The 18,889-nt window shown below is 60.8% G+C and carries 19 protein-coding genes; all 19 read right to left on the bottom strand.

Translation table 11 applies throughout. From position 1 onward, the window contains the following. Window positions 1-25: 25 nt before the first annotated feature. The gene (gene hisB / locus ACTQV3_RS01545) at window positions 26-613 is read right to left on the bottom strand and encodes an imidazoleglycerol-phosphate dehydratase HisB (protein WP_441535993.1); all 588 of its coding nucleotides are present in this window, start codon (window positions 611-613) and stop codon (window positions 26-28) included. Beyond that, window positions 614-1,729 (bottom strand): histidinol-phosphate transaminase, encoded by a 1,116-nt coding sequence (gene hisC, locus ACTQV3_RS01540; protein ID WP_441535992.1) that lies wholly within the window; start codon window positions 1,727-1,729, stop codon window positions 614-616. A 1-nt stretch (window position 1,730) separates the two neighbouring features. Next, complete coding sequence (gene hisD / locus ACTQV3_RS01535) at window positions 1,731-3,167, bottom strand: histidinol dehydrogenase (protein WP_441535991.1); 1,437 nt, start codon at window positions 3,165-3,167, stop codon at window positions 1,731-1,733. Window positions 3,168-3,272: 105 nt separating this feature from the next. After that, window positions 3,273-4,988, bottom strand: coding sequence for an ATP phosphoribosyltransferase (hisG, locus tag ACTQV3_RS01530; RefSeq protein WP_441535990.1), 1,716 nt, complete (start codon window positions 4,986-4,988; stop codon window positions 3,273-3,275). 464 nt (window positions 4,989-5,452) lie between these two features. Next, window positions 5,453-6,289 carry a sugar phosphate isomerase/epimerase family protein gene (locus ACTQV3_RS01525; RefSeq protein ID WP_441062947.1) on the bottom strand — a complete coding sequence of 279 codons (837 nt, stop codon included), beginning with the start codon at window positions 6,287-6,289 and terminating at the stop codon, window positions 5,453-5,455. A gap of 73 nt (window positions 6,290-6,362) precedes the next feature. Beyond that, entirely contained in the window at window positions 6,363-7,424 is a 1,062-nt protein-coding gene (locus ACTQV3_RS01520) for an SIS domain-containing protein (RefSeq protein ID WP_441535989.1), read from the bottom strand. A gap of 170 nt (window positions 7,425-7,594) precedes the next feature. Continuing rightward, on the bottom strand, window positions 7,595-8,809 hold the full coding sequence (locus ACTQV3_RS01515; protein ID WP_441535988.1) for an MFS transporter: 1,215 nt from the start codon (window positions 8,807-8,809) through the stop codon (window positions 7,595-7,597). Window positions 8,810-8,900: 91 nt separating this feature from the next. Further along, window positions 8,901-9,734, bottom strand: coding sequence for a PTS system mannose/fructose/sorbose family transporter subunit IID (locus ACTQV3_RS01510; protein ID WP_195622533.1), 834 nt, complete (start codon window positions 9,732-9,734; stop codon window positions 8,901-8,903). After that, entirely contained in the window at window positions 9,715-10,488 is a 774-nt protein-coding gene (locus ACTQV3_RS01505; protein ID WP_441069068.1) for a PTS mannose/fructose/sorbose/N-acetylgalactosamine transporter subunit IIC, read from the bottom strand. Before ACTQV3_RS01505 ends, ACTQV3_RS01510 begins: the two co-directional genes overlap by 20 nt. Window positions 10,489-10,713: 225 nt before the next feature. Next, window positions 10,714-11,604, bottom strand: a complete 891-nt coding sequence (locus tag ACTQV3_RS01500; protein WP_441069066.1) for a DMT family transporter — start codon at window positions 11,602-11,604, stop codon at window positions 10,714-10,716. An 88-nt stretch (window positions 11,605-11,692) separates the two neighbouring features. Continuing rightward, window positions 11,693-12,526 (bottom strand): PTS system mannose/fructose/sorbose family transporter subunit IID, encoded by an 834-nt coding sequence (locus ACTQV3_RS01495; RefSeq protein WP_195622533.1) that lies wholly within the window; start codon window positions 12,524-12,526, stop codon window positions 11,693-11,695. Then, entirely contained in the window at window positions 12,507-13,280 is a 774-nt protein-coding gene (locus ACTQV3_RS01490) for a PTS mannose/fructose/sorbose/N-acetylgalactosamine transporter subunit IIC (RefSeq protein ID WP_427794525.1), read from the bottom strand. The genes ACTQV3_RS01495 and ACTQV3_RS01490 overlap by 20 nt, the downstream gene beginning before the upstream one ends. A 60-nt stretch (window positions 13,281-13,340) precedes the next feature. Further along, on the bottom strand, window positions 13,341-13,823 hold the full coding sequence (locus tag ACTQV3_RS01485; RefSeq protein WP_427719850.1) for a PTS sugar transporter subunit IIB: 483 nt from the start codon (window positions 13,821-13,823) through the stop codon (window positions 13,341-13,343). Window positions 13,824-13,880: 57 nt separating this feature from the next. Next, a complete protein-coding gene (locus ACTQV3_RS01480; protein WP_441069064.1) occupies window positions 13,881-14,300 on the bottom strand; it encodes a PTS sugar transporter subunit IIA in 420 nt (139 codons plus the stop codon). 46 nt (window positions 14,301-14,346) lie between these two features. Next, window positions 14,347-15,408: an SIS domain-containing protein gene (locus ACTQV3_RS01475; protein ID WP_441069062.1), complete on the bottom strand. Its 1,062-nt coding sequence runs from the start codon at window positions 15,406-15,408 to the stop codon at window positions 14,347-14,349. Window positions 15,409-15,468: 60 nt separating this feature from the next. After that, window positions 15,469-16,584 carry an SIS domain-containing protein gene (locus ACTQV3_RS01470; RefSeq protein ID WP_441069060.1) on the bottom strand — a complete coding sequence of 372 codons (1,116 nt, stop codon included), beginning with the start codon at window positions 16,582-16,584 and terminating at the stop codon, window positions 15,469-15,471. Window positions 16,585-16,777: 193 nt separating this feature from the next. After that, complete coding sequence (locus ACTQV3_RS01465) at window positions 16,778-17,491, bottom strand: GntR family transcriptional regulator (protein ID WP_441069058.1); 714 nt, start codon at window positions 17,489-17,491, stop codon at window positions 16,778-16,780. After that, window positions 17,476-18,243, bottom strand: a complete 768-nt coding sequence (locus ACTQV3_RS01460; protein WP_427719866.1) for a GntR family transcriptional regulator — start codon at window positions 18,241-18,243, stop codon at window positions 17,476-17,478. The genes ACTQV3_RS01465 and ACTQV3_RS01460 overlap by 16 nt, the downstream gene beginning before the upstream one ends. Before the next feature lie 38 nt (window positions 18,244-18,281). Then, window positions 18,282-18,770: a hypothetical protein gene (locus tag ACTQV3_RS01455; protein ID WP_138374554.1), complete on the bottom strand. Its 489-nt coding sequence runs from the start codon at window positions 18,768-18,770 to the stop codon at window positions 18,282-18,284. Window positions 18,771-18,889: the final 119 nt, after the last annotated feature.

The following is an 18,889-nucleotide window of genomic DNA, read 5'->3' as shown; positions in this document are numbered from 1 at the left end:
AATAAACCTGTCCCTTTTTGGTAGGTTACAGCGAGCCCTTGGTGCTGGGGATGCCCTGCACGCGGGGATCGAGCTCGCAGGCGTGGCGCATCGTGCGGCCCACGGCCTTAAAGGCGGCCTCGATAATGTGATGCGAGTTGCCGCCTGCGAGCTCGCGCACGTGCAGCGTGAGCTTGGCATCGCGCGCAAAGGCATAGAAGAACTCGACGGCCAGCTCGGTATCGAAGCTGCCCACACGTTCGGTCGGCACGGGCAGCTCGCAGTAGGCCTGGCCTCGACCCGAAATGTCCACGGCGGCCATCACGAGCGTCTCGTCCATGGCAATCGCCGCGTCTGCAAAGCGCGTAATACCCGCCTTGTCGCCCAGCGCTTGGCAAAACGCCTCACCCAGCACAATGCCCGTGTCCTCGACGGTATGGTGCGCGTCGACCTCCGCGTCGCCTACTGCATGCACCGTCAAATTAAACAGGCCATGGCGGCCAAAGGCGTTGAGCATGTGGTCGAAAAACGGTACGCCCGTCGAGATATCGCACACGCCGCATCCGTCCAGGTCGAGTTTGACAACAATGTCGGTCTCCCCCGTCTTGCGGGTCACCTCGGCATAACGGCTCATCTACATCTCCTCCTTCACCAGCGCGGCAAACGCAGCCAGCACCTCATCGTTTTCCTGCGGGGTGCCCACGGTAATGCGCAGACAGTCCGCAAGCCCCGGCGCGTAGCTAAAGTCGCGCACCAAAATCGAATACTCGTCGCGCAGGCGCTCACGCACGCGCGTAGCATGCGGCGTGCGCACGAGCACAAAGTTCGCCGCACTCGGCCATGCCTCCACGGGCAGACCCCCGGCAGCCATTGCGCGCAGGGCACACAGTTCGCGCTCGCGCTCGGATGCGACCTGTGCCACCACGGGCGCATACGCATCGCGGGCGCGCACGCAGGCAAGCGCCGCCGCCTGGCTCAGCACGTTGACCGAATAGATCTGGCGAATCGCCGCGAACACGTCGATGACCTCGGGCGCCGCAATCACATAGCCCAGACGCGTGCCGGCGGCGCCAAACGCCTTGGACAGCGTATGCAGGATCACCAGGTTGGGATGCTCGGCGATAAGTCCCTGCGCTGTGGTGGCCGCGCCAAACGAAGCGTCGGCGAACTCAACGTAGGCCTCGTCGACCATCACCATGCCGGGGCACGCATCGCACAGGGCCGCGACAAAGTCGAGCGGTGCCACGTCACCCGTGGGGTTATTGGGCGAGGTCACTATGGCCAGGTTGCACTCGGGCGCCGCCGCGAGCACGGCAGCCTGGTCGAGCTCAAAGGTCGCCGGGTCGCGCCACACGTCGCGCACCTCGGTCTGGCAGAGCGACGCAAAGAACGCATACTCGCTAAAACACGGCGGGCAGTTGAGCAGGGTCCGCCCCGCACCGCCAAATGCCAGCAGGTAGTTATAGAGCAGCTCGTCGCCGCCGTTGCCCACGCAGACATTCTCGCGCGCCACACCATGCCAGGCAGCAAGCTCGTCGCGCAGGTCGTTCGACATGGGATCGGGGTAGCGGTTGAGCGACGTGGCAGCCAGGGCGGCGTCGACCGCCTCGCGCACGCCAGCCGGCACGGGATAGGTGTTCTCGTTGGCCGAAAGGTTGATGCGCGTGGGCGTAAAGTTGGGATTGTAGGGCTCAATGCCAGCCAAGTAGGGCTGGACGAGCTCCTTCATGCGAGACGTCAGCTCGGCCATTTTAGGCCTCCTCGCCGGTCGCGCCAGCGCCATCCGCGCTTGCAGCCGCTAGGTCCACACCCTCGGCGACCGTCGCCACGGCGTCGCCCGGCCAGGCGACCTTGGTCAGGTCGGCCGCGGCCAGAGACTCAGCACTCACGGCACCCTCGCCCTGCTCCAGCACACGGCGACGCAGCGCGGCGGAAAGCGCGTGCGCCCACAGGCCCTCGGCCTCGGCCAAACGCTGCGTCGCGGGAGCGTCCGAGAGCAGGCCCTCGGGCGTATAGCAAATGACGCTCGAGCGCTTGACGAATTCTTCGACCGAAAGCGGGTTGGAGAACATGGCCGTGCCGCCGGTCGGCAGCGTGTGGTTGGGGCCGGCAACATAATCGCCAAGCGGCTCGGAGCTCCAAGCGCCCACAAAGATGGCGCCGGCGTTGCGAATGCCGCCGAGCAGGCCCATCGCATCCTTGCAGTGCAGCTCTAGGTGCTCGGGCGCCACGGTGTTCACCGCCTCGACGGCAGCAGCCATATCGGCGGCCACCACGATGGTGCCCTCGTTGTCGAGCGAGGCGCGCGTGATCTCGGCACGCGGGGACTGTGCCACCAAAATGTCGATACCCGCCTCGACCTCGCGCGCAAACTGCTCGTCGCAGGTCACCAGATAGCAGGCTGCTAGCGGATCGTGCTCGGCCTGGGCCATCAGGTCGGCCGCGACCACCATGGGTTTGGCCGTGGCATCTGCCAGCACGCAGACCTCGGAGGGACCGGCGACCATATCGATACCCACGTCGCCCGAGACAATCTGCTTGGCCGCGGCAACAAAGGCGTTGCCCGGACCGGTGATTTTGTCGACGCGCGGAATGGTCTCGGTACCGTATGCCAGCGCGGCCACGGCCTGAGCGCCGCCCACCATATAGATCTCGTCCACGCCGCCGAGCTTTGCCGCGGCGAGCGTGTAGGGGCTGATCAGGCCATCTTTTTGCGGCGGGGTCACCATGACCACGCGCTCAACGCCGGCCACCTTGGCGGGAATGGCATTCATGAGCACCGTGGAGGGATACTGCGCGCGACCGCCCGGCACGTAGATGCCGGCCGCCGCAAGCGGGGTCACCTTAACGCCGAGCATGGTGCCATCTGCACGCGTGGTAAACCAGCTCTGCTCGACCTCGCGCTGGTGGAACTCGCGAATCTGGCGCGCAGCCTTCTCGAGCGCCGCGACAAAGGCCGGGTCGAGGCCTTCGAGCGCGGCATCGATCTGCTCTTGCGGCAGACGGAAGCTCTGCAGCTCAACACCGTCAAAACGCTGACAGCAGTCGCGCACCGCGGCATCGCCGTTGGCGCGCACGTTGGCCACGATATCGTGGGCGGCGTCGACGATGTTTTGCGGCAGCACGCCCTTGCGGTTGAGCTGGTTGGTAACGAGACGCTCACCGGGAGCAAGCTTGATAGTCTTCATATCGGTATCCCCTATCGGTCGAGGTTGTGTTCGAAAAACGAGAGGCCGGGCGGCGGCGCCCATCGGCCCGCAGCTCAGACGTTGGGGCGCCCGTGCGTGCTCGCGCTATTGTGCCGAGCCCGCAACGGGCTCAAAATGCTTGTCCTTAACGGCCGCCGCCAAGCGATCTGCCAGATTGCGTACGCGCGGATCTAAGCGAGCGGCACCCGGGTTGACAAAAAAGCGCGCCGTGCAGTCCATAATGCGGCCGGTGATGACCAAATCGTTGTCGCGCAGCGTGGCACCCGTGGCGGTAATATCCACGATACGGTCGGTCATGCCGACGATGGGGCCCAGCTCGATGTTACCGTGCAGCGAGACGATATCGGCGTTCACACCGCGCTCGGCATACCAGGCACTCGCGATGCGCGGATATTTGGTAGCCACGCGAAGCGACCCGCGGCGAGCATAGTTGCGCTCGGCCTGACCGGCGCGCCACGCGGGCTCTGCCTCGATAAAGGTGCACAGGCCATAGCCCAGATCGACCAGCTGCAGCAGGTTGAGGTCGGCCTCGATGAGCGAGTCCCAGCCGCAGATGCCGCAATCGGCGCCACCGCAGCCCACAAAGGCGGGCGCATCGCTGGGTCGCACGATAACAAACTCGATATCGCCGACCGTGCCCTCACCGGCACGCGTGTCGCGACCGCGCACAATCAGGTGACGGCCGGGGTCACGCAACTCAGAGACGTCCAGGCCCGCGGCCTCGAGCACGTCGAGCGTGTCAGCCTTAAGCGAGCCCTTGGGCACGGCAATGCGCAGCGGACCCTCGGCACCACGGCCCGCGGCGTGATCGCCGTCGGAAGCAGCGTCCTCTGCCGAGGTACGCGCGGCCTCCAGACGCTCGAGCGAAAAGGCGAAGCCCGCCGCCGGCACCTCGATGCCGTCGCCAAATGCACCGGTAAAGATGGAGTCGTAGCGTCCGCCCGAACCGACCGGATCGGGCAAGCCACCGGCATAGGCCTTAAAGACCAGGCCCGTGTAGTAATCGAAAGAGTTCATGATGGAGAAATCGAACGACAGCACCTGGGCGTCCTCGGGAGCCAAGCCCTCGACCAGGGCACGCAGCTCGCGCGTCGGCGGCGCGGCGATACCGGCGGCCTCCAACAGCGCGTCCACGCGGTCGAGCACCTCGGCACCACCGTGCAGGCGCGGCAGCTCGCTAATGGCGGCCTTGACGGCATCAGACTCGGTGCTGGCAGCCACGCGGGAATCGAGACCCACAAAGTCGTTGGCATGCACGCAGCGCAGGGCCTCGGCTGCCAGCTCGCGATCCTCGCACGCCGCGAGCAGCTCCTTAAAAGGACGCACGCTACCTGCGATAATACGAGCATCGGGAAGCGCCAGCTTACGCACGGCCTCGGCCACCAGCGAAACAATCTCTACATCGCCCGCGGTATCGCCCGCACCGATAAGCTCAAAGCCCAGCTGCGTAAACTGACGCGAGCCACCGGCATTGCGCTGGCACTCGCGAACCACCGGCGCCTCGTAGCGAAGGCGCAGGGGCAGATCGGCCGCACGCATGCGGGTCGAAACCAGGCGCACGATCGGCAGCGTGTTGTCGGGACGGACCACCAGCAGGCGACCGTCGTCATCAAAGAGCTTAAACGGCGTGTCCGCAATGCGGCCGCCCTCCTCGAGCGAACCCTTGTCCTCGAGCAGCGGCGTCTCGACCGGAAGGTAATGATGCTCCCTTAAGCAGCCCTTCACCGTATACGCGATCTCCTCGCGTGCCTGAGCCTCCTCGGGCAATATGTCCCGGAATCCCCACGGTGTGGCCGTCATCTGGTGAGCCTCCTCATGCTGTGTTTCTTATAGAACAGAAGACCGGCATAGCTCCGCCGGTCTTCTGGGTACTTTAGCATACTAGAGTGCTTGCGGGGAGAACCGTCCCCCTCGGCTCACAGCGTATTCATTTGGAAACAATGGAGGAGGCACATCCCGCCCGCCGGCCAAAAACTGGGATGCGGTTTCCGGTTGAGACTTCTGGCGGAAACTGCGCCCCGAAATTACAGTCCAGAACGGGATGCGGTTTCCGGTTGAGGTCTTCAGCGGAAAGTGCGTCCCGGAATTTGGGCTTGGAATGGGATGTACTTTCCGGATAGGACCGCATACGGAAAGTACATCCCATTCTGGAGGCTCATTCCGGGACAGGCTTTCCGGTTGGGCTTCAAGCGGAAAGCCTGTCCCATTTCTCAGAGAGCGCCAAACTAAAATTCGCCAAACGCCAGCTCGGCGCCCTGTCCCACTTAGGCGCCAATCGCACGACGATACTCTGCCATTACCTGCGCATCGGCAGCTGCGGGGTCGGCAAAATAGCGCCAGTCATAGGTCTCGGCCGAAACAACTCCGCGATAGCCGCGCGCCACCAGCCTATCCAGGTCGGCGCGCATATCGCGGTCGCCGTCACCCCAGGCAAGATGCGTCGTGCCGTCTGCCGCAACATCGACAAAATGCACGTGGGCGACATCATCGCCAAGCAGATCGAAATAATCGTCGATGGTATCCCCTGCCACCGCCATAGCGCCCAAATCCAGACACGCCTTAAGTGCCGGATGATCAACTGCCTCGATCATGCGCTTCGTGTCGGCCGCCGAGTTCACGATCATCGACTCAACCGGCTGTAGGGCCTCGAGCACCAGTCGCACGCCGCGCTCTCCCGCATGCTCGCCAATCGCACGCAGCATCGAGGCGCTGCGACCCCACGCGTCCTCGATCGGCTCGTTCAAAAATGCCCAGCCGCTCGAGACCATGACCTGCTCGGCTCCAAGTTCCGTCGCGATATCCACAACGTTCTTAAAGTACGCGAGCGTGCGGGCGCGCGCCTCATTCCCGCGCGCCGCGATATTCCACGGCTTGGGGTTGTTCTGTTCGGGACAAAGCCCCACAATCCGAACCCCATACCGCTGTGATAGCTCCCGCACCTGCTCGAGCGAATCGTATCCATGGCAATCGACATACAGATGCATCGCCCCGGTCCAAAGCTCGCAACACGTGTAGCCCGAGGCCGCTGCCGAAGAAAAGAACTCCTCAAGGTCAAAATAACGATGGCTGATATTCATGGCGGCAAGCTGGGGATAGCTCATAATTACTCTCCAACCCAAGCGAGGCCCCGTTCCATATAGGAGCGAGGCCCAATTACACAAACGTTATTTGCTCTTAGTAGTCGAACTGGTGATAGTAGCGACGGTAGTTGAGGTTGTGCTTGGTGACCGTCTCGTAGTAAGCGGCAAGGCGATCGGTGATCAGCGAGGAGAGGATCCACGGAGACACGATGACGCGGAACTCGTCGTCAAGGCCGGGGATCGCGAACTCGGCGGTGTCGATGACGTTGATGTCGGTGTCGCCGGTCACGCCGCGGGTCAGGAAGGCGCGGACGCGCTCGTCGAGCTTGCGGTTCTCGTCCTCGCCCATGAACAGGAAGACCGGGACGCCGGGCTCCACGAGCTCGAGGGTGCCGTGGAAGAAGTCGGCCGAGGTGATGTAGCGGGTGCGTTTCCACTGCATCTCCTCGAGGATGCACATCGAGAAGAGGATGGTCTCGCCCCACAGGGCGCCGGAGCCGATGAACATGGTGTAGGGGGCCAGGGCGTACTTCTTGGCGAGCTCCTCGGCGCGCGGCTCGAAGCTCTTGCGGATGTCGAGCATGTCCTTCCAGATGTCCTTGGTCTGCTCGATGAACAGGTCGAACTTGGGGAAGCAGCCGCGGCGGTTGAGCAGGCGCAGGCCGAAGCAGTCGGCGAGGTAGTAGCCCATCTCGCAGCCGCCGTTACCATGATCGGAAGCCATGGCGACGCAGTTCTCGGCGCCGACGGCCTGGCCGATGGGGCCCTCGGGCTTGGTCATGGCGTAGACGCGCACGCCCATGTCCTTCATCTTCTTGACGGCCTCGAGGACCTCGGGGGTGGTGCCGGACTCGGAGGCGGTGAGCACGACGGACTTCTCGGTCATGCGCTTGTGGCCGGAGACGTTCCACTCGGCGGCGTGGATCAGGTAGACCTCGAGGTCGCGGTCGCCGAACTTGTTCATGAGGTACTCGAGCTGCATGAGCTCGTCCCAGGTGCCGCCGACGCCCATCAGGAACACGGCGTCGTAGCCCTCGTCGGCGACCTTGTCGGCGAGCGCGGTCATCTTCTTGCCGGTCTCGTAGAGCGCCTTGCCGTCCTCGAGGTAGCCCTCCTGGTCGAAATGCATGATCTCGATCTTCTCGGTTTCCTTCATGGCTTTTCCTTTCTGTCCTGCACGCAACTCTATATATCGCGTTTATTTTCGATACCAATTATAGACATACACCTAACGTGTTTTTAATACCACTTATCAATCTGTTCCAATCATCGGTGAACGGTCGAAATTCTCTGATGAGTGGTATTAAATTAGAATTGAATGTATAGCTAACGCCTCTGGCGCCTCCCTTGTGTGACAAAGAACAGCGTTCCTACCAGCGCAATAATGGTCGATGCCCCAAATAGCACCGCTTGGACGCCCAAAGCCTCCGCCAAAAAAGGAGCCGCCAGCAGCGGCAGCACGCCGGCGCTCATCAGGCCAAAACGCACAAAGCCGGTAATGCGCCCCAGGTATTTGATGTCGGCGCGCTCCTGAATCAAGATCATCTGCAGCGGTTCCAGGAATCCCCAGGCCAGACCGTTAATCGCCTGACCGATAATCGCGACCCCCAGCATATCGGTGCCCACGTACACCATGGACCCAATGCCCACGGCCATGAGCGCGCCGAGCAACAATCGCAGGTTGACATGGCGAGCAGAAAGCTTGGTCAGGATGAACGCGCCCACCGAGGAAGTGAGGCCCACGACCGAGGACAGCCAGCCCAGCCAGACGATATCCACGTTGAGCACATCGCGGTAGAACAACGACTCCAGCGAATCGAACGCGCCAAACGCAAAGAAACCCAAAAAGCCCGAGATAAAGATGAGACGCAGGTCGTGGTCGCGAAACGTAAGTCGCGCGCCCTCGGCCATGCCGCCCAGAATACCGCCCTTCGGCTTCTCCCCTTTTGCGGGAGCAACACACTCGTGACAGCCCAAGGAGAGCACGGCCGCCACACCCATCATGCCCGCCATGAGCAGATAGACCGATTGCGTGGCAAAACAGCTCACGATGGCACCGCCGAGCAGCGGGCCAGCGGTATAGGCGATATTGCTGTAGAACACCATGAGGCCGTTCACGCGGGTACGGCCCTCGGTGGTCGACTCCAGGTATCCCGGAAACGCATGCGTGCAGGTGTTGATAAAGCCGCCCGCAAGTCCCAAGACGCACGCGGCAAACACAAGCCCGGGGACAGACAACGGCGCCAACCCCACGCCAAGCGATAGCACTGCCGTAATCACGCACGTCACAAACGACGTCCGGCGCGGTCCAAAGCGATCGATGACCGAGCCCGACACCATATTGCCTGCCGACGTCATAAGATTACGCACGAGCGTAATGGCGGCAACCAAAAAGGCCGTGCCGGCCAGATCATACGTGGCCGCACCGATAAGCCCCAAAAAGTAGACCGCGTTGTTGGCGCACCACTGCAGGGACTCAATAAGAATCAGCCTGACCTCTGCCGGCGTCAGGCGCATTGCTTCGCGATCCTTCGCGAACATACGAACTCCTTCTATACAAAAAGGGGATGGAGGGCATAGGCCTGCTCCATCCCCTTTCCAGGTTGCAACGAAAATCTATGCAGCCGGGCCCTTACGCCAGCACGCCGAAGAACGCGCCGATGATGCCCACGACCATGGTGGCCACGATCAGCACCATGGGGTTGATCTTCTTGGACAGCAGCCAGTAGTACAGCCAGAAGGCGATCATGCCGAGCATGCCGGGCATGATGCCGTCCAGGATGTCCTGGAGGGTCTGGGCGTCCTCGCCCGAGCCGATGGCCACCGGGATGCTGGCCCAGAACATGTCCTTGCACATGGCGCCCACGACCATGACGCCCACGATTCCCACGCAGGTCATGATCTTCTGCATGAGGCCGGTCCTCTGGGCCTCGTCCAGGAAGCCCACGCCCAGCTCGTAGCCCTTGACGGCGCCCCAGACGCGCAGCGCGAAGCCGGGGACGTTGTAGATGAGCAGGAAGGCGATGGGGCCGAAGGGGTTGCCGGCCTGGCACAGGCTGATGCCCACCGCGGCGGCGACCACGCGCAGCGTCGACAGGAAGATGGAGTCGCCGATGCCGGACAGCGGGCCCATGAGGGCGGCCTTGACGTCGTTGACGCTCTCGGGCTCGATCTCGCCGCGGGCGACCTTCTCCTCCATGGCCATCGCGATGCCGCCGACGAACGGGGCGAACTGGACGGTGATGTTGAAGAACGCGCAGTGGCGGTGCAGGGCCTCGGCGTAGTCGTCGGGGCGGCCGGCGTAGATCTTCTTGAGCATGTTGGCGACCATCAGGCAGAAGGCGATGTTCATCTGCTTGTAGTAGGTCCAGGAGAACTCCATGCCCAGGGCGCCGACGTTGACGGCGCTCTTGACGAGGTCGGAGCGCGTGATCTTGTTCTCGGGACTAGAAGTCATCGTCCTCATCCCCTTCCGCGGAGAGCTGGGGCTGGGCTCCGCCCAGGCCGAGCAGGTCGAACTTGTCGATGCCGATGATGATGGCGATCAGGGCGACGCCCAGGACGGGCACGTTGGCGTAGGAGCACAGCAGGAAGCCCAGGAAGTAGAAGGGCACGAGCTGCTTGGTGAGCACCAGGCGGCCGAGCATGGCGAAGCCCATGGCAGGCAGGATGTTGGCTGCAACGCCAAAGCCATCGATCACAAAGGTCGGGATGAAGTCGAGCAGGCCCTGGATGGCGTCGGAACCCAGGTAGAATGCGCCGCCGCACAGCAGGAAGTACTCAAAGCAGCCAAAGAGGCCCATGCTCCAATGTGCCGCGTAGATACCCTTGAGGTTGCCCTTGGCAGCGCACTTGTCAGCAATGTCAACAATGATCGAGAATCCAGCATCCGTAATGTTGCCGATCGTCAGCGAAAGGACGGCGATGGGCATGGCGAGCGCGATGGCCGTCTCGGTACCCTGACCGAGCTGAATGGCAAACGCGCAGGCGAGCACGCCGCCGACGGTTTCGTTAGGCGGCACGTAAGCGCCGATGGATATCGAGCCCATGAACAGCAGCTCCAAGCTGGCGCCAACGGCAAGGCCGGTCTGCATGTCCCCCAGCACCAGGCCCACGAGCGGGCACAGGACGATGGGTCGGAACGCGTAGAGGGTGCCGAGCTGGTAGTCGAGGCATCCAAACGCTCCGACTAAGCCGACGAGGATTGCTTGGACAAGCATAATTCCTCCCAATAAAGAATCTCGAACCGTCGTCACTCCCGTCGCGCGCGTTGTTGATATCAATTCCGGGAGTTCGATTACACGGCTCGAAGCGTACCTGGTGTGCTGCTAACACCTATGCCAGATACAAATGATTTAATACCAATTATAGGTATGCAGGTTTTTACTATTTAATACCACTCGCTCAGCGGGGTGTTTTTTACCGTAAACGGCAGACGTATCCCATCAGGCACGCTCTTTGTTTCGATGGGGGACAAGCGCCACCAGAAAGCCATCGCCAAAGGCATCAGATGCCAAGTTGCCTACAATCACCAAAACGATAATCGCCGCGCCCAAAAACTCGTTCCAGTGAAAGACCTCGCCAAAGAGGAGCGCCGACCAGCAGGGAGCGAGCACAACCTCGCTCATACAGACCAAGTTGGCCGCAAACGCATTGGTGCGCGCGATTCCCTTGGCATACAGCACGCTCGCAAGGCCACTGCAAAAAAGGCCATGCACCAGCATGAGCCCCCACTCAAATGGTCTTACGGAGTCTAGGGCGCCGGCAAAATAGACGATCGGCAGCATCGAGATACCGCAGGAGATGAGCGAGGACACCATGGGCGACGCATCGGGGCGAGAGTTCAAAAAGAAACACAGCCCAAAGGTGGCGCCCGAAATGACGGCAAGCAGGTTGCCGAGCATGCCCTCGGCACTCAAATCGCCTAAAAAGAACAGTCCCATACCCGTAAAAGCAACCACCACGGAGGCAATCTTCGCAGGCGAGGGCAACGTGCGAGTTGCGAGCGACTGATACACGATAACGAAAATCATCGAGGTGTACTGCAGGACGATCGCGTTGCCGACCGTCGTGAGCTGGTTGGCAAAGTTAAACGTGGTGCCCGTCACGAAGTTGCAGACGGCCACAAGGACAATAAGGCGGCTGACGCGGAAGACGGGCCTGCCGACGAGCAGGATAAAGAGCGCCATAAATATTGCCGTGACGGCACCGATCAAAAGAGCTGACTGCGAATTGGCGCGAACGAGGATGCCGATAAAACTCCACAAGAGCGCCGTACCAAATAGATACATCGCCCCGCTCACGCCATTATCGGGTGGATTGTCAGATCGAATCACGAAGCACCTCCAGCTAGCTTTCGGTAATAAAAAACGGCGACCACAACGGGTCGCCGTTTCCCTTGGGGGCAGATAATAGGCCGGGCCCTTACGCCAGCACGCCGAAGAACGCGCCGATGATGCCCACGACCATGGTGGCCACGATCAGCACCATGGGGTTGATCTTCTTGGACAGCAGCCAGTAGTACAGCCAGAAGGCGATCATGCCGAGCATGCCGGGCATGATGCCGTCCAGGATGTCCTGGAGGGTCTGGGCGTCCTCGCCCGAGCCGATGGCCACCGGGATGCTGGCCCAGAACATGTCCTTGCACATGGCGCCCACGACCATGACGCCCACGATTCCCACGCAGGTCATGATCTTCTGCATGAGGCCGGTCCTCTGGGCCTCGTCCAGGAAGCCCACGCCCAGCTCGTAGCCCTTGACGGCGCCCCAGACGCGCAGCGCGAAGCCGGGGACGTTGTAGATGAGCAGGAAGGCGATGGGGCCGAAGGGGTTGCCGGCCTGGCACAGGCTGATGCCCACCGCGGCGGCGACCACGCGCAGCGTCGACAGGAAGATGGAGTCGCCGATGCCGGACAGCGGGCCCATGAGGGCGGCCTTGACGTCGTTGACGCTCTCGGGCTCGATCTCGCCGCGGGCGACCTTCTCCTCCATGGCCATCGCGATGCCGCCGACGAACGGGGCGAACTGGACGGTGATGTTGAAGAACGCGCAGTGGCGGTGCAGGGCCTCGGCGTAGTCGTCGGGGCGGCCGGCGTAGATCTTCTTGAGCATGTTGGCGACCATCAGGCAGAAGGCGATGTTCATCTGCTTGTAGTAGGTCCAGGAGAACTCCATGCCCAGGGCGCCGACGTTGACGGCGCTCTTGACGAGGTCGGAGCGCGTGATCTTGTTCTCGGGACTAGAAGTCATCGTCCTCATCCCCTTCCGCGGAGAGCTGGGGCTGGGCTCCGCCCAGGCCGAGCAGGTCGAACTTGTCGATGCCGATGATGATGGCGATCAGGGCGACGCCCAGAACGGGCACGTTGGCGTAAGAGCACAGCAGGAAGCCCAGGAAGTAGAAGGGCACGAGCTGCTTGGTGAGCACAAGGCGGCCGAGCATGGCGAAGCCCATGGCAGGCAGGATGTTGGCGGCAACGCCAAAGCCAGCAAGGACAAAGTCGGGGATAAAGTCGAGCACGCCCTGGATAGCGTCAGCACCCAGATAGAACGACAGCGAGCACAACAGGAACGCCATGATGATACCGGTGGAACCGATCAGGAAGTGCATCGCATAGACGCCCTTAAGGTTGCCCCGGGCAGAGAAAACATCGGCGCGGTCAACCAAAATCGGCAGGGCGGCGTTGAGGATGTTCTTGATGGCAAGGCACAGCGTGGCGATGGGCATGGCGAGCGCGATGGCTGCCTCGGTGCTCTGGCCCAGCTGGATAGCGAAGGCACAGGCGAGCACGCCGCCGATCGTCTCATCGGGCGGCACGTAGGCACCGATGGAGATTGAGCCCATGAACAGCAGCTCCAGGCTCGCACCGATCGCGAGGCCGGACTGCAGGTCCCCCAGCACCAGGCCCACGAGCGGGCACAGGACGATGGGGCGGAACGCATAGAGCGTACCGAGCTGGTAGTCGAACTTACCAAACGCGGCGATAAGTCCGATGAGGATTGCTTGGGTAAGCATACATCCCCCTTTCCTAATAGGACACTACGAAGAACCCGCAGGCTCTTCGAAATTAAACGCCTAGAGCACGCTTGCGCAGTCGACCTTGGGGTCGTCGGCCAGAGGACGAATCTCGACCTCGACGCCGCGGCTCAGCATCTCGCGCACATCGGCTTCCTCGGCCGCAGTCAGGAAGATCTGACGAGAGACCTGACGAGCATCGGGGCGCTTCTCGTCCTTGGGCTTGGTGTTGCCCAGGTTGACCGACTTGATCTGCGGGCAGCCCTCAACAAGCTGCTTTGCCTCAGCGATGGTGGCGACGCAGATAATCATCTTGTATTTGTCAGTCACACCCGAGTTAATGGCCTCGATGGCATTCGCCATATCCTTGATGACGAGCTTGCAGCCGGCAGGCTTGCCCATCTTGAGCGTCGTCTTCCACACCGGGTCGTTAGCGACCTTATCGCCCACGCAGAAGATGCAGTTGGAGCCGAGGCCCTGAACCCAAGAGACCGCGACCTGGCCATGAAGCAGGCGATGGTCGACGCGAAGTAGCTGAATCATAATGTGACCCCCCAAAGGTCTTGTGCCGTCTTACGGCGTGTCAGTAGGTGCTGCGGATTAGAACTCTTCTTCCTCGTCGTCATCGACCAAAAGATCGTTGACAAACTTCACGCGCGTATCGTCCGCAGCGACGATGGTGCGAATCGTCTCTTCAACCGGCGCCGACTCGTCAGAGAACAGCAGCTGAATGAGCAGAGGAAGGTTCATGTTGGTAACGAGGTACGTGCGGGGACGCGTCTGGACGATCTTGGTGAACTCGTTGTTGACGCTGCCGCCAAAGAGGTCGGTGCACACGACGACATCATCGTCGGCAGACATGCCTGCCAGCAGTTTTTGGGCCTCCTCGGCCACGTCCATGCGGTCATCGACGAACATCGAAAGATCGTGGACGTTGTCGCGAGCGCCCGAGAGCAGCTCGATGCTCTCCTTGATGCCGGTAGCGAAGTGCGCATGGCTGGCGATGATGTACTGTCTCATTCTGTGTTCCTCTCAATAGCCCGGCGCGTTCCCGCACCCGTTTTCTTTAGTAGTCGAACTGGTGATAGTAGCGGCGATACTTGAGATTGTGCTTGGTGACCGTCTCGTAGTAGCGAGCCAGGCGGTCGGTAACGAGCACCGTCAGAATCCACGGGGACACGATGACGCGGAACTCGTCGTCAAGGCCGGGGATCGCGAACTCGGCGGTGTCGATGATGTTGATGTCGGTGTCGCCGGTCACGCCGCGGGTCAGGAAGGCGCGGACGCGCTCGTCGAGCTTGCGGTTCTCGTCCTCGCCCATGAACAGGAACACCGGGACGCCGGGCTCCACGAGCTCGAGGGTGCCGTGGAAGAAGTCGGCCGAGGTGATGTAGCGGGTGCGCTTCCACTGCATCTCCTCGAGGATGCACATCGAGAACAGGATCGTCTCGCCCCACAGGGCGCCGGAGCCGATGAACATGGTGTAGGGGGCCAGGGCGTACTTCTTGGCGAGCTCCTCGGCGCGCGGCTCGAAGCGCTTGCGGATATCGAGCATGTCCTTCCAGATGTCCTTGGTCTGCTCGATGAACAGGTCGAACTTGGGGAAGCAGCCGCGGCGGTTGAGCAGGCGCAGGCCGAAGCAGTCGGCGAGGTAGTAGCCCTTCTCGCAGCCGCCCGAACCATGGTCGGAAGCCATGGCGACGCAGTTCTCGGCGCCGACGGCCTGGCCGATCGGGCCCTCGGGCTTGGTCATGGCGTAGACGCGCACGCCCATGCCCTTCATCTTCTTGACGGCCTCGAGGACCTCGGGGGTGGTGCCGGACTCGGAGGCGGTGAGCACGACGGACTTCTCGGTCATGCGCTTGTGGCCGGAGACGTTCCACTCGGCGGCGTGGATCAGGTAGACCTCGAGGTCGCGGTCGCCGAACTTGTTCATGAGGTACTCGAGCTGCATGAGCTCGTCCCAGGTGCCGCCGACGCCCATCAGGAACACGGCGTCGTAGCCCTCGTCGGCGACCTTGTCGGCGAGCGCGGTCATCTTCTTGCCGGTCTCGTAGAGCGCCTTACCGTCCTCGAGATAGCCCTCCTGGTCGAAATGCATGATCTCGATCTTCTCGGTTTCCTTCATTTGTCTCTCCTTTCTGGGGTTGTTTCCACATCCCCCATGCCAACGGGCATCAAAACCCGCTTACATTCCGTAACACTCAGCCGCTTTGGCCTTAAGCGCATTGACTGACTCTTCGTAGCCCTCTGCCTTGACCTCCATTTGCTTGGAGACGGCATCGAGATACGGGTGCACGTCCCATGACTTCAGACGCTCGGCGATCATGGCCGCAACCGTCTGGAAGAACACAAGATTGGGAATTGCGCTGAGCAGCGGAGCCACCTGAGGCACCGCAACCTCGTGAGCCCTACCCTTGGGATGGGCCGTGAGCAGCACCGTTTTTGCCGTAACGTTCGATAGCGCATCGGCGATATCCGCAAGACGCTCCGACCCCTGCGGATCGTCGACGATAAACACCAGATAGCCCGGAACGATTTGCATCTCGGGACCGTGGACGAACTCCTCGCCTTCGTGATGCATGGCAGGAATCTTGATGGTCTCGCTCAGCTTGAGCGCTGCCTCCTCGGCAACACCGTAGTTGGGGCCGTTGCCGACGACCATAGCGGGCGTGTGCTCAGAAAGCTCGAGCATGTGGTCTTGGACATATGCCTCGGCGGTCTTGCACATCACGGCATTGGCCTGGATAGCCTCGCGCAGGTCGTCAAGACGCTGGGCAACGCCCTTGGCGTCAATCGTTCCGCGCGCCTGACCGCCGTAAATACCAAAGAGCACCAGGTACTCAACGAGAACCTCGACGCCCAGAGTCACAAAGTCCACCGACTCGACGCCCACACCGTAGTCAAGAACGATGTCAGCGTATTCCTTGATGGGTGCCTCGACGTTTGCCGTGAGCGCAACTGCAGCCATATCGTGTGCGCGCATGTAATCGAGCGCCGCAATCGTATTGGTTGAATAGCCGCTCTGCGAGACGGCAATGTTAAGCGCATGCTGTGGATAGGTGTGTTCAAAATCGACGAAGGCCTCGGGCGTCACAACGGACACCTGCATCTGCAGCGCATCTTGCAGGTAATCGCGGGCGCAATCCGCAGCATGGCGCGACGAACCCGAAGCAACGATGCGCAGCGCGTCAAAAGAACCGGACTGGAAAATATCAACGAGCTGCGCTACCAGCTCAGACGAACGCTCGAGGTTCTCTCCCATACGCACATGGGCAAGCTGAACGTAATCGAGCATCTTCATCGTCTCACCTCGTAACAAATCATTAGTATTTGATACCAATCACAGTTACAGGTTACGGCTTTTTGATACCTCTTTGTCGATTAATTTATCCCCATCGGCGAACGGTCGATTTTGAGCCCTGTAAGGTTGTATATACAGTCGGTCAAATTGCCCAAACAGACCGGCTGATACCGCGCGTGATGCAAAGCACCAGCTAGTACGTATAGGTGTAGCCGCCCGCATCGCCACGATTGAAGGACTTTACGTACTCGATAGCCTGACCGCTCGCGTCATAGCTCACACATTCCAAAAGCAAAACAAGATCCCCTTGTTCCAAGCCGAGCAAGCCCGCGTCGCGTGCGCCCACCGCCTCGATATCGAGCTTCTCCTGAGCCATGACCGGCTTTCGGCCTAGCATCTCATAGGTCTCGTACAAGCTGAAGACCGACACGTCAATATCTTCGATTGTGGGAAACAGCCGGCACGGGATGAACGCCATCTCAATCGATACGGGATCGCCGTTGACGCAGTTCAAACGCCGAATCGAATACAACAAATCGTCCTCGGCAATGCCAAACAGGTTGGCATAATATGGGCCCGCATAACGCTTGGAACGCGCGAGGATACGGACGGACGGCTCGCCGCCCGAAGCACGGACCGATTCACGGAAACCGCCCGTGCGTTCAAAAAAAGCAGGTACTTTCTGCGCCACAAAGGCACCTTTTCCCCGAACACGGCGAATCTGCCCGCGCCGAACCAGCTCATCGACAGCGCTTCGGATGGTCAAGCGTGTCGTACCAAATTCCTCGGCGAGGTCTTTTTCGGACGGAATCATGGAACCCGTGGGATATATACCGCGCTCGATACGCTCCTCGATGCGGCGTCGAATGCGCATATAAACCGGGGTGGCATCTACTGTTTCAGCCATTGTTCACCTGCCACGCTCCTCATGCCGTTCTTTTCGCCGTTATCGGCAAAGCGGAACTTTGTGGGCAAAATCACCGATTTGCAATGCTCCACAAAACGCATGTCCTTATCAAATTCGATCGTGCTCTCATAGAACACCGGCGTTCCCTCTTCTTGCTGGAGCAGCTCGGCCTCTTCGGCGTTCAAACGCGAGATGGAGATATGCTCACGTCCATGCTCAACACGCACGCCGCCTTCTTTGAGCAAGACATCGTAAAGGCTCTCGCACTCAAAATCGTGCTCGGTAAGCGATGGGCACAGGGACAGGTTAACGTGAGCAGTCTCGATTGACGCCGGCTCGCCCTCAATAAGTCGAACGCGCTGCATGCGGAGCAAAGGAGCGCCTACAGACACCCCAAGCTTGTCGGCAAGCGCCTCATCCGCCTCGATAGTCCCGGTGGAAACCAGACGAGAAGAGGGGTGCAGGCCGGCAGTCCGCACAGCATCGGAGAAGTTATACGTTTCCTGGAAGATGTTCAGCGGCTTGGGAGGACACACATACGTACCCGATCCGCGACGGCTCTCGAGCGTTCCACAAGAGATGAGCCGCGTGATACCGGCGCGCAACGCTGTACGCGAAACGCCGATCTCTTCGCACAGCACGCGCTCGGCCGGCAGGCGATCGCCGCCGGCAAGCTGGTGGTGCTGGATATACCAAAGAATTCCCTCAACAGCACGATCTTTGGGGGGAATTGCATAAGATTCGCCTGCCATTGCACAGACTCCTCATTCAGAAACGTATGCCGCCAAAATTAGACCAGCCCTCCCATGGCATCAAATTCGGCCTTGATCTTCTCGGCAACATTCCGATACGACTTATATAGACTTGAATCGCGTTTGACTTCGTCGGTCATAACGGGAATCTCTAATTTCGAAACCTCGTCTTTTCCCGTCTGAACCGCCACAACAACGCCCATACCAAGACACATATTACGCTTGGCAGCGTTTATTTTCGCCGCCTTGGCAGGATTTGCCAGGATACGCTGGGCAAATTCCTGTTTTGAGACCACTTCCTCGGCCTCCGGATCGCCCGCCTCGGCCACTTCGCACTGCAAAACGTCCGCATAGTCAAAAATCTTCGGCTCGCCGCCGCGCTGATGCACGGCCCACTTGCGACGCGTGGCATCCTGGTAGATAGCCGGCAAAAACGTAAACCGCGGCGGGTCCAAAATCGTATCCGTGATGGTAAACACATCGGGATCAAAGGCATCCTGCGGGTTTTTCTTCTTGAACAGCCCCATATCAGCCTCCCGTACTAGTATTAAACAACTCAAGTTGAATATAGCACCAATTTCAAGCCGCCGCTTTACTGCATCGGTGCGTGGTGTCTATGGCTCGCCCAGCGGAAAAGTTCACGGAC

Origin of the sequence: Collinsella sp. LCP19S3_A7, from assembly GCF_052121995.1 — a bacterium.
In the GTDB taxonomy this organism is placed as follows: domain Bacteria; phylum Actinomycetota; class Coriobacteriia; order Coriobacteriales; family Coriobacteriaceae; genus Collinsella.
The sequence above is the reverse complement of the archived record's forward strand: the minus strand, read 5'-3'. Positions and strand labels throughout refer to the sequence as shown.

Bases quoted from the DNA above. Each gene is read 5' to 3' on its own strand.
- hisC (WP_441535992.1), bottom strand. From the start codon at position 1,729: ATGGCCGAGCTGACGTCTCGCATGAAGGAGCTCGTCCAGCCCTACTTG.
- ACTQV3_RS01505 (WP_441069068.1), bottom strand. From the start codon at position 10,488: ATGCTTGTCCAAGCAATCCTCGTCGGCTTAGTCGGAGCGTTTGGATGC.
- ACTQV3_RS01495 (WP_195622533.1), bottom strand. From the start codon at position 12,526: ATGAGGACGATGACTTCTAGTCCCGAGAACAAGATCACGCGCTCCGAC.
- ACTQV3_RS01470 (WP_441069060.1), bottom strand. From the start codon at position 16,584: ATGAAGATGCTCGATTACGTTCAGCTTGCCCATGTGCGTATGGGAGAG.
- ACTQV3_RS01525 (WP_441062947.1), bottom strand. From the start codon at position 6,289: ATGAGCTATCCCCAGCTTGCCGCCATGAATATCAGCCATCGTTATTTT.
- ACTQV3_RS01510 (WP_195622533.1), bottom strand. From the start codon at position 9,734: ATGAGGACGATGACTTCTAGTCCCGAGAACAAGATCACGCGCTCCGAC.
- hisB (WP_441535993.1), bottom strand. From the start codon at position 613: ATGAGCCGTTATGCCGAGGTGACCCGCAAGACGGGGGAGACCGACATT.
- ACTQV3_RS01490 (WP_427794525.1), bottom strand. From the start codon at position 13,280: ATGCTTACCCAAGCAATCCTCATCGGACTTATCGCCGCGTTTGGTAAG.
- ACTQV3_RS01485 (WP_427719850.1), bottom strand. From the start codon at position 13,823: ATGATTCAGCTACTTCGCGTCGACCATCGCCTGCTTCATGGCCAGGTC.
- ACTQV3_RS01455 (WP_138374554.1), bottom strand. From the start codon at position 18,770: ATGGGGCTGTTCAAGAAGAAAAACCCGCAGGATGCCTTTGATCCCGAT.
- ACTQV3_RS01475 (WP_441069062.1), bottom strand. From the start codon at position 15,408: ATGAAGGAAACCGAGAAGATCGAGATCATGCATTTCGACCAGGAGGGC.
- ACTQV3_RS01515 (WP_441535988.1), bottom strand. From the start codon at position 8,809: ATGTTCGCGAAGGATCGCGAAGCAATGCGCCTGACGCCGGCAGAGGTC.
- ACTQV3_RS01460 (WP_427719866.1), bottom strand. From the start codon at position 18,243: ATGGCAGGCGAATCTTATGCAATTCCCCCCAAAGATCGTGCTGTTGAG.
- ACTQV3_RS01465 (WP_441069058.1), bottom strand. From the start codon at position 17,491: ATGGCTGAAACAGTAGATGCCACCCCGGTTTATATGCGCATTCGACGC.
- ACTQV3_RS01520 (WP_441535989.1), bottom strand. From the start codon at position 7,424: ATGAAGGAAACCGAGAAGATCGAGATCATGCATTTCGACCAGGAGGGC.
- hisG (WP_441535990.1), bottom strand. From the start codon at position 4,988: ATGACGGCCACACCGTGGGGATTCCGGGACATATTGCCCGAGGAGGCT.
- hisD (WP_441535991.1), bottom strand. From the start codon at position 3,167: ATGAAGACTATCAAGCTTGCTCCCGGTGAGCGTCTCGTTACCAACCAG.
- ACTQV3_RS01480 (WP_441069064.1), bottom strand. From the start codon at position 14,300: ATGAGACAGTACATCATCGCCAGCCATGCGCACTTCGCTACCGGCATC.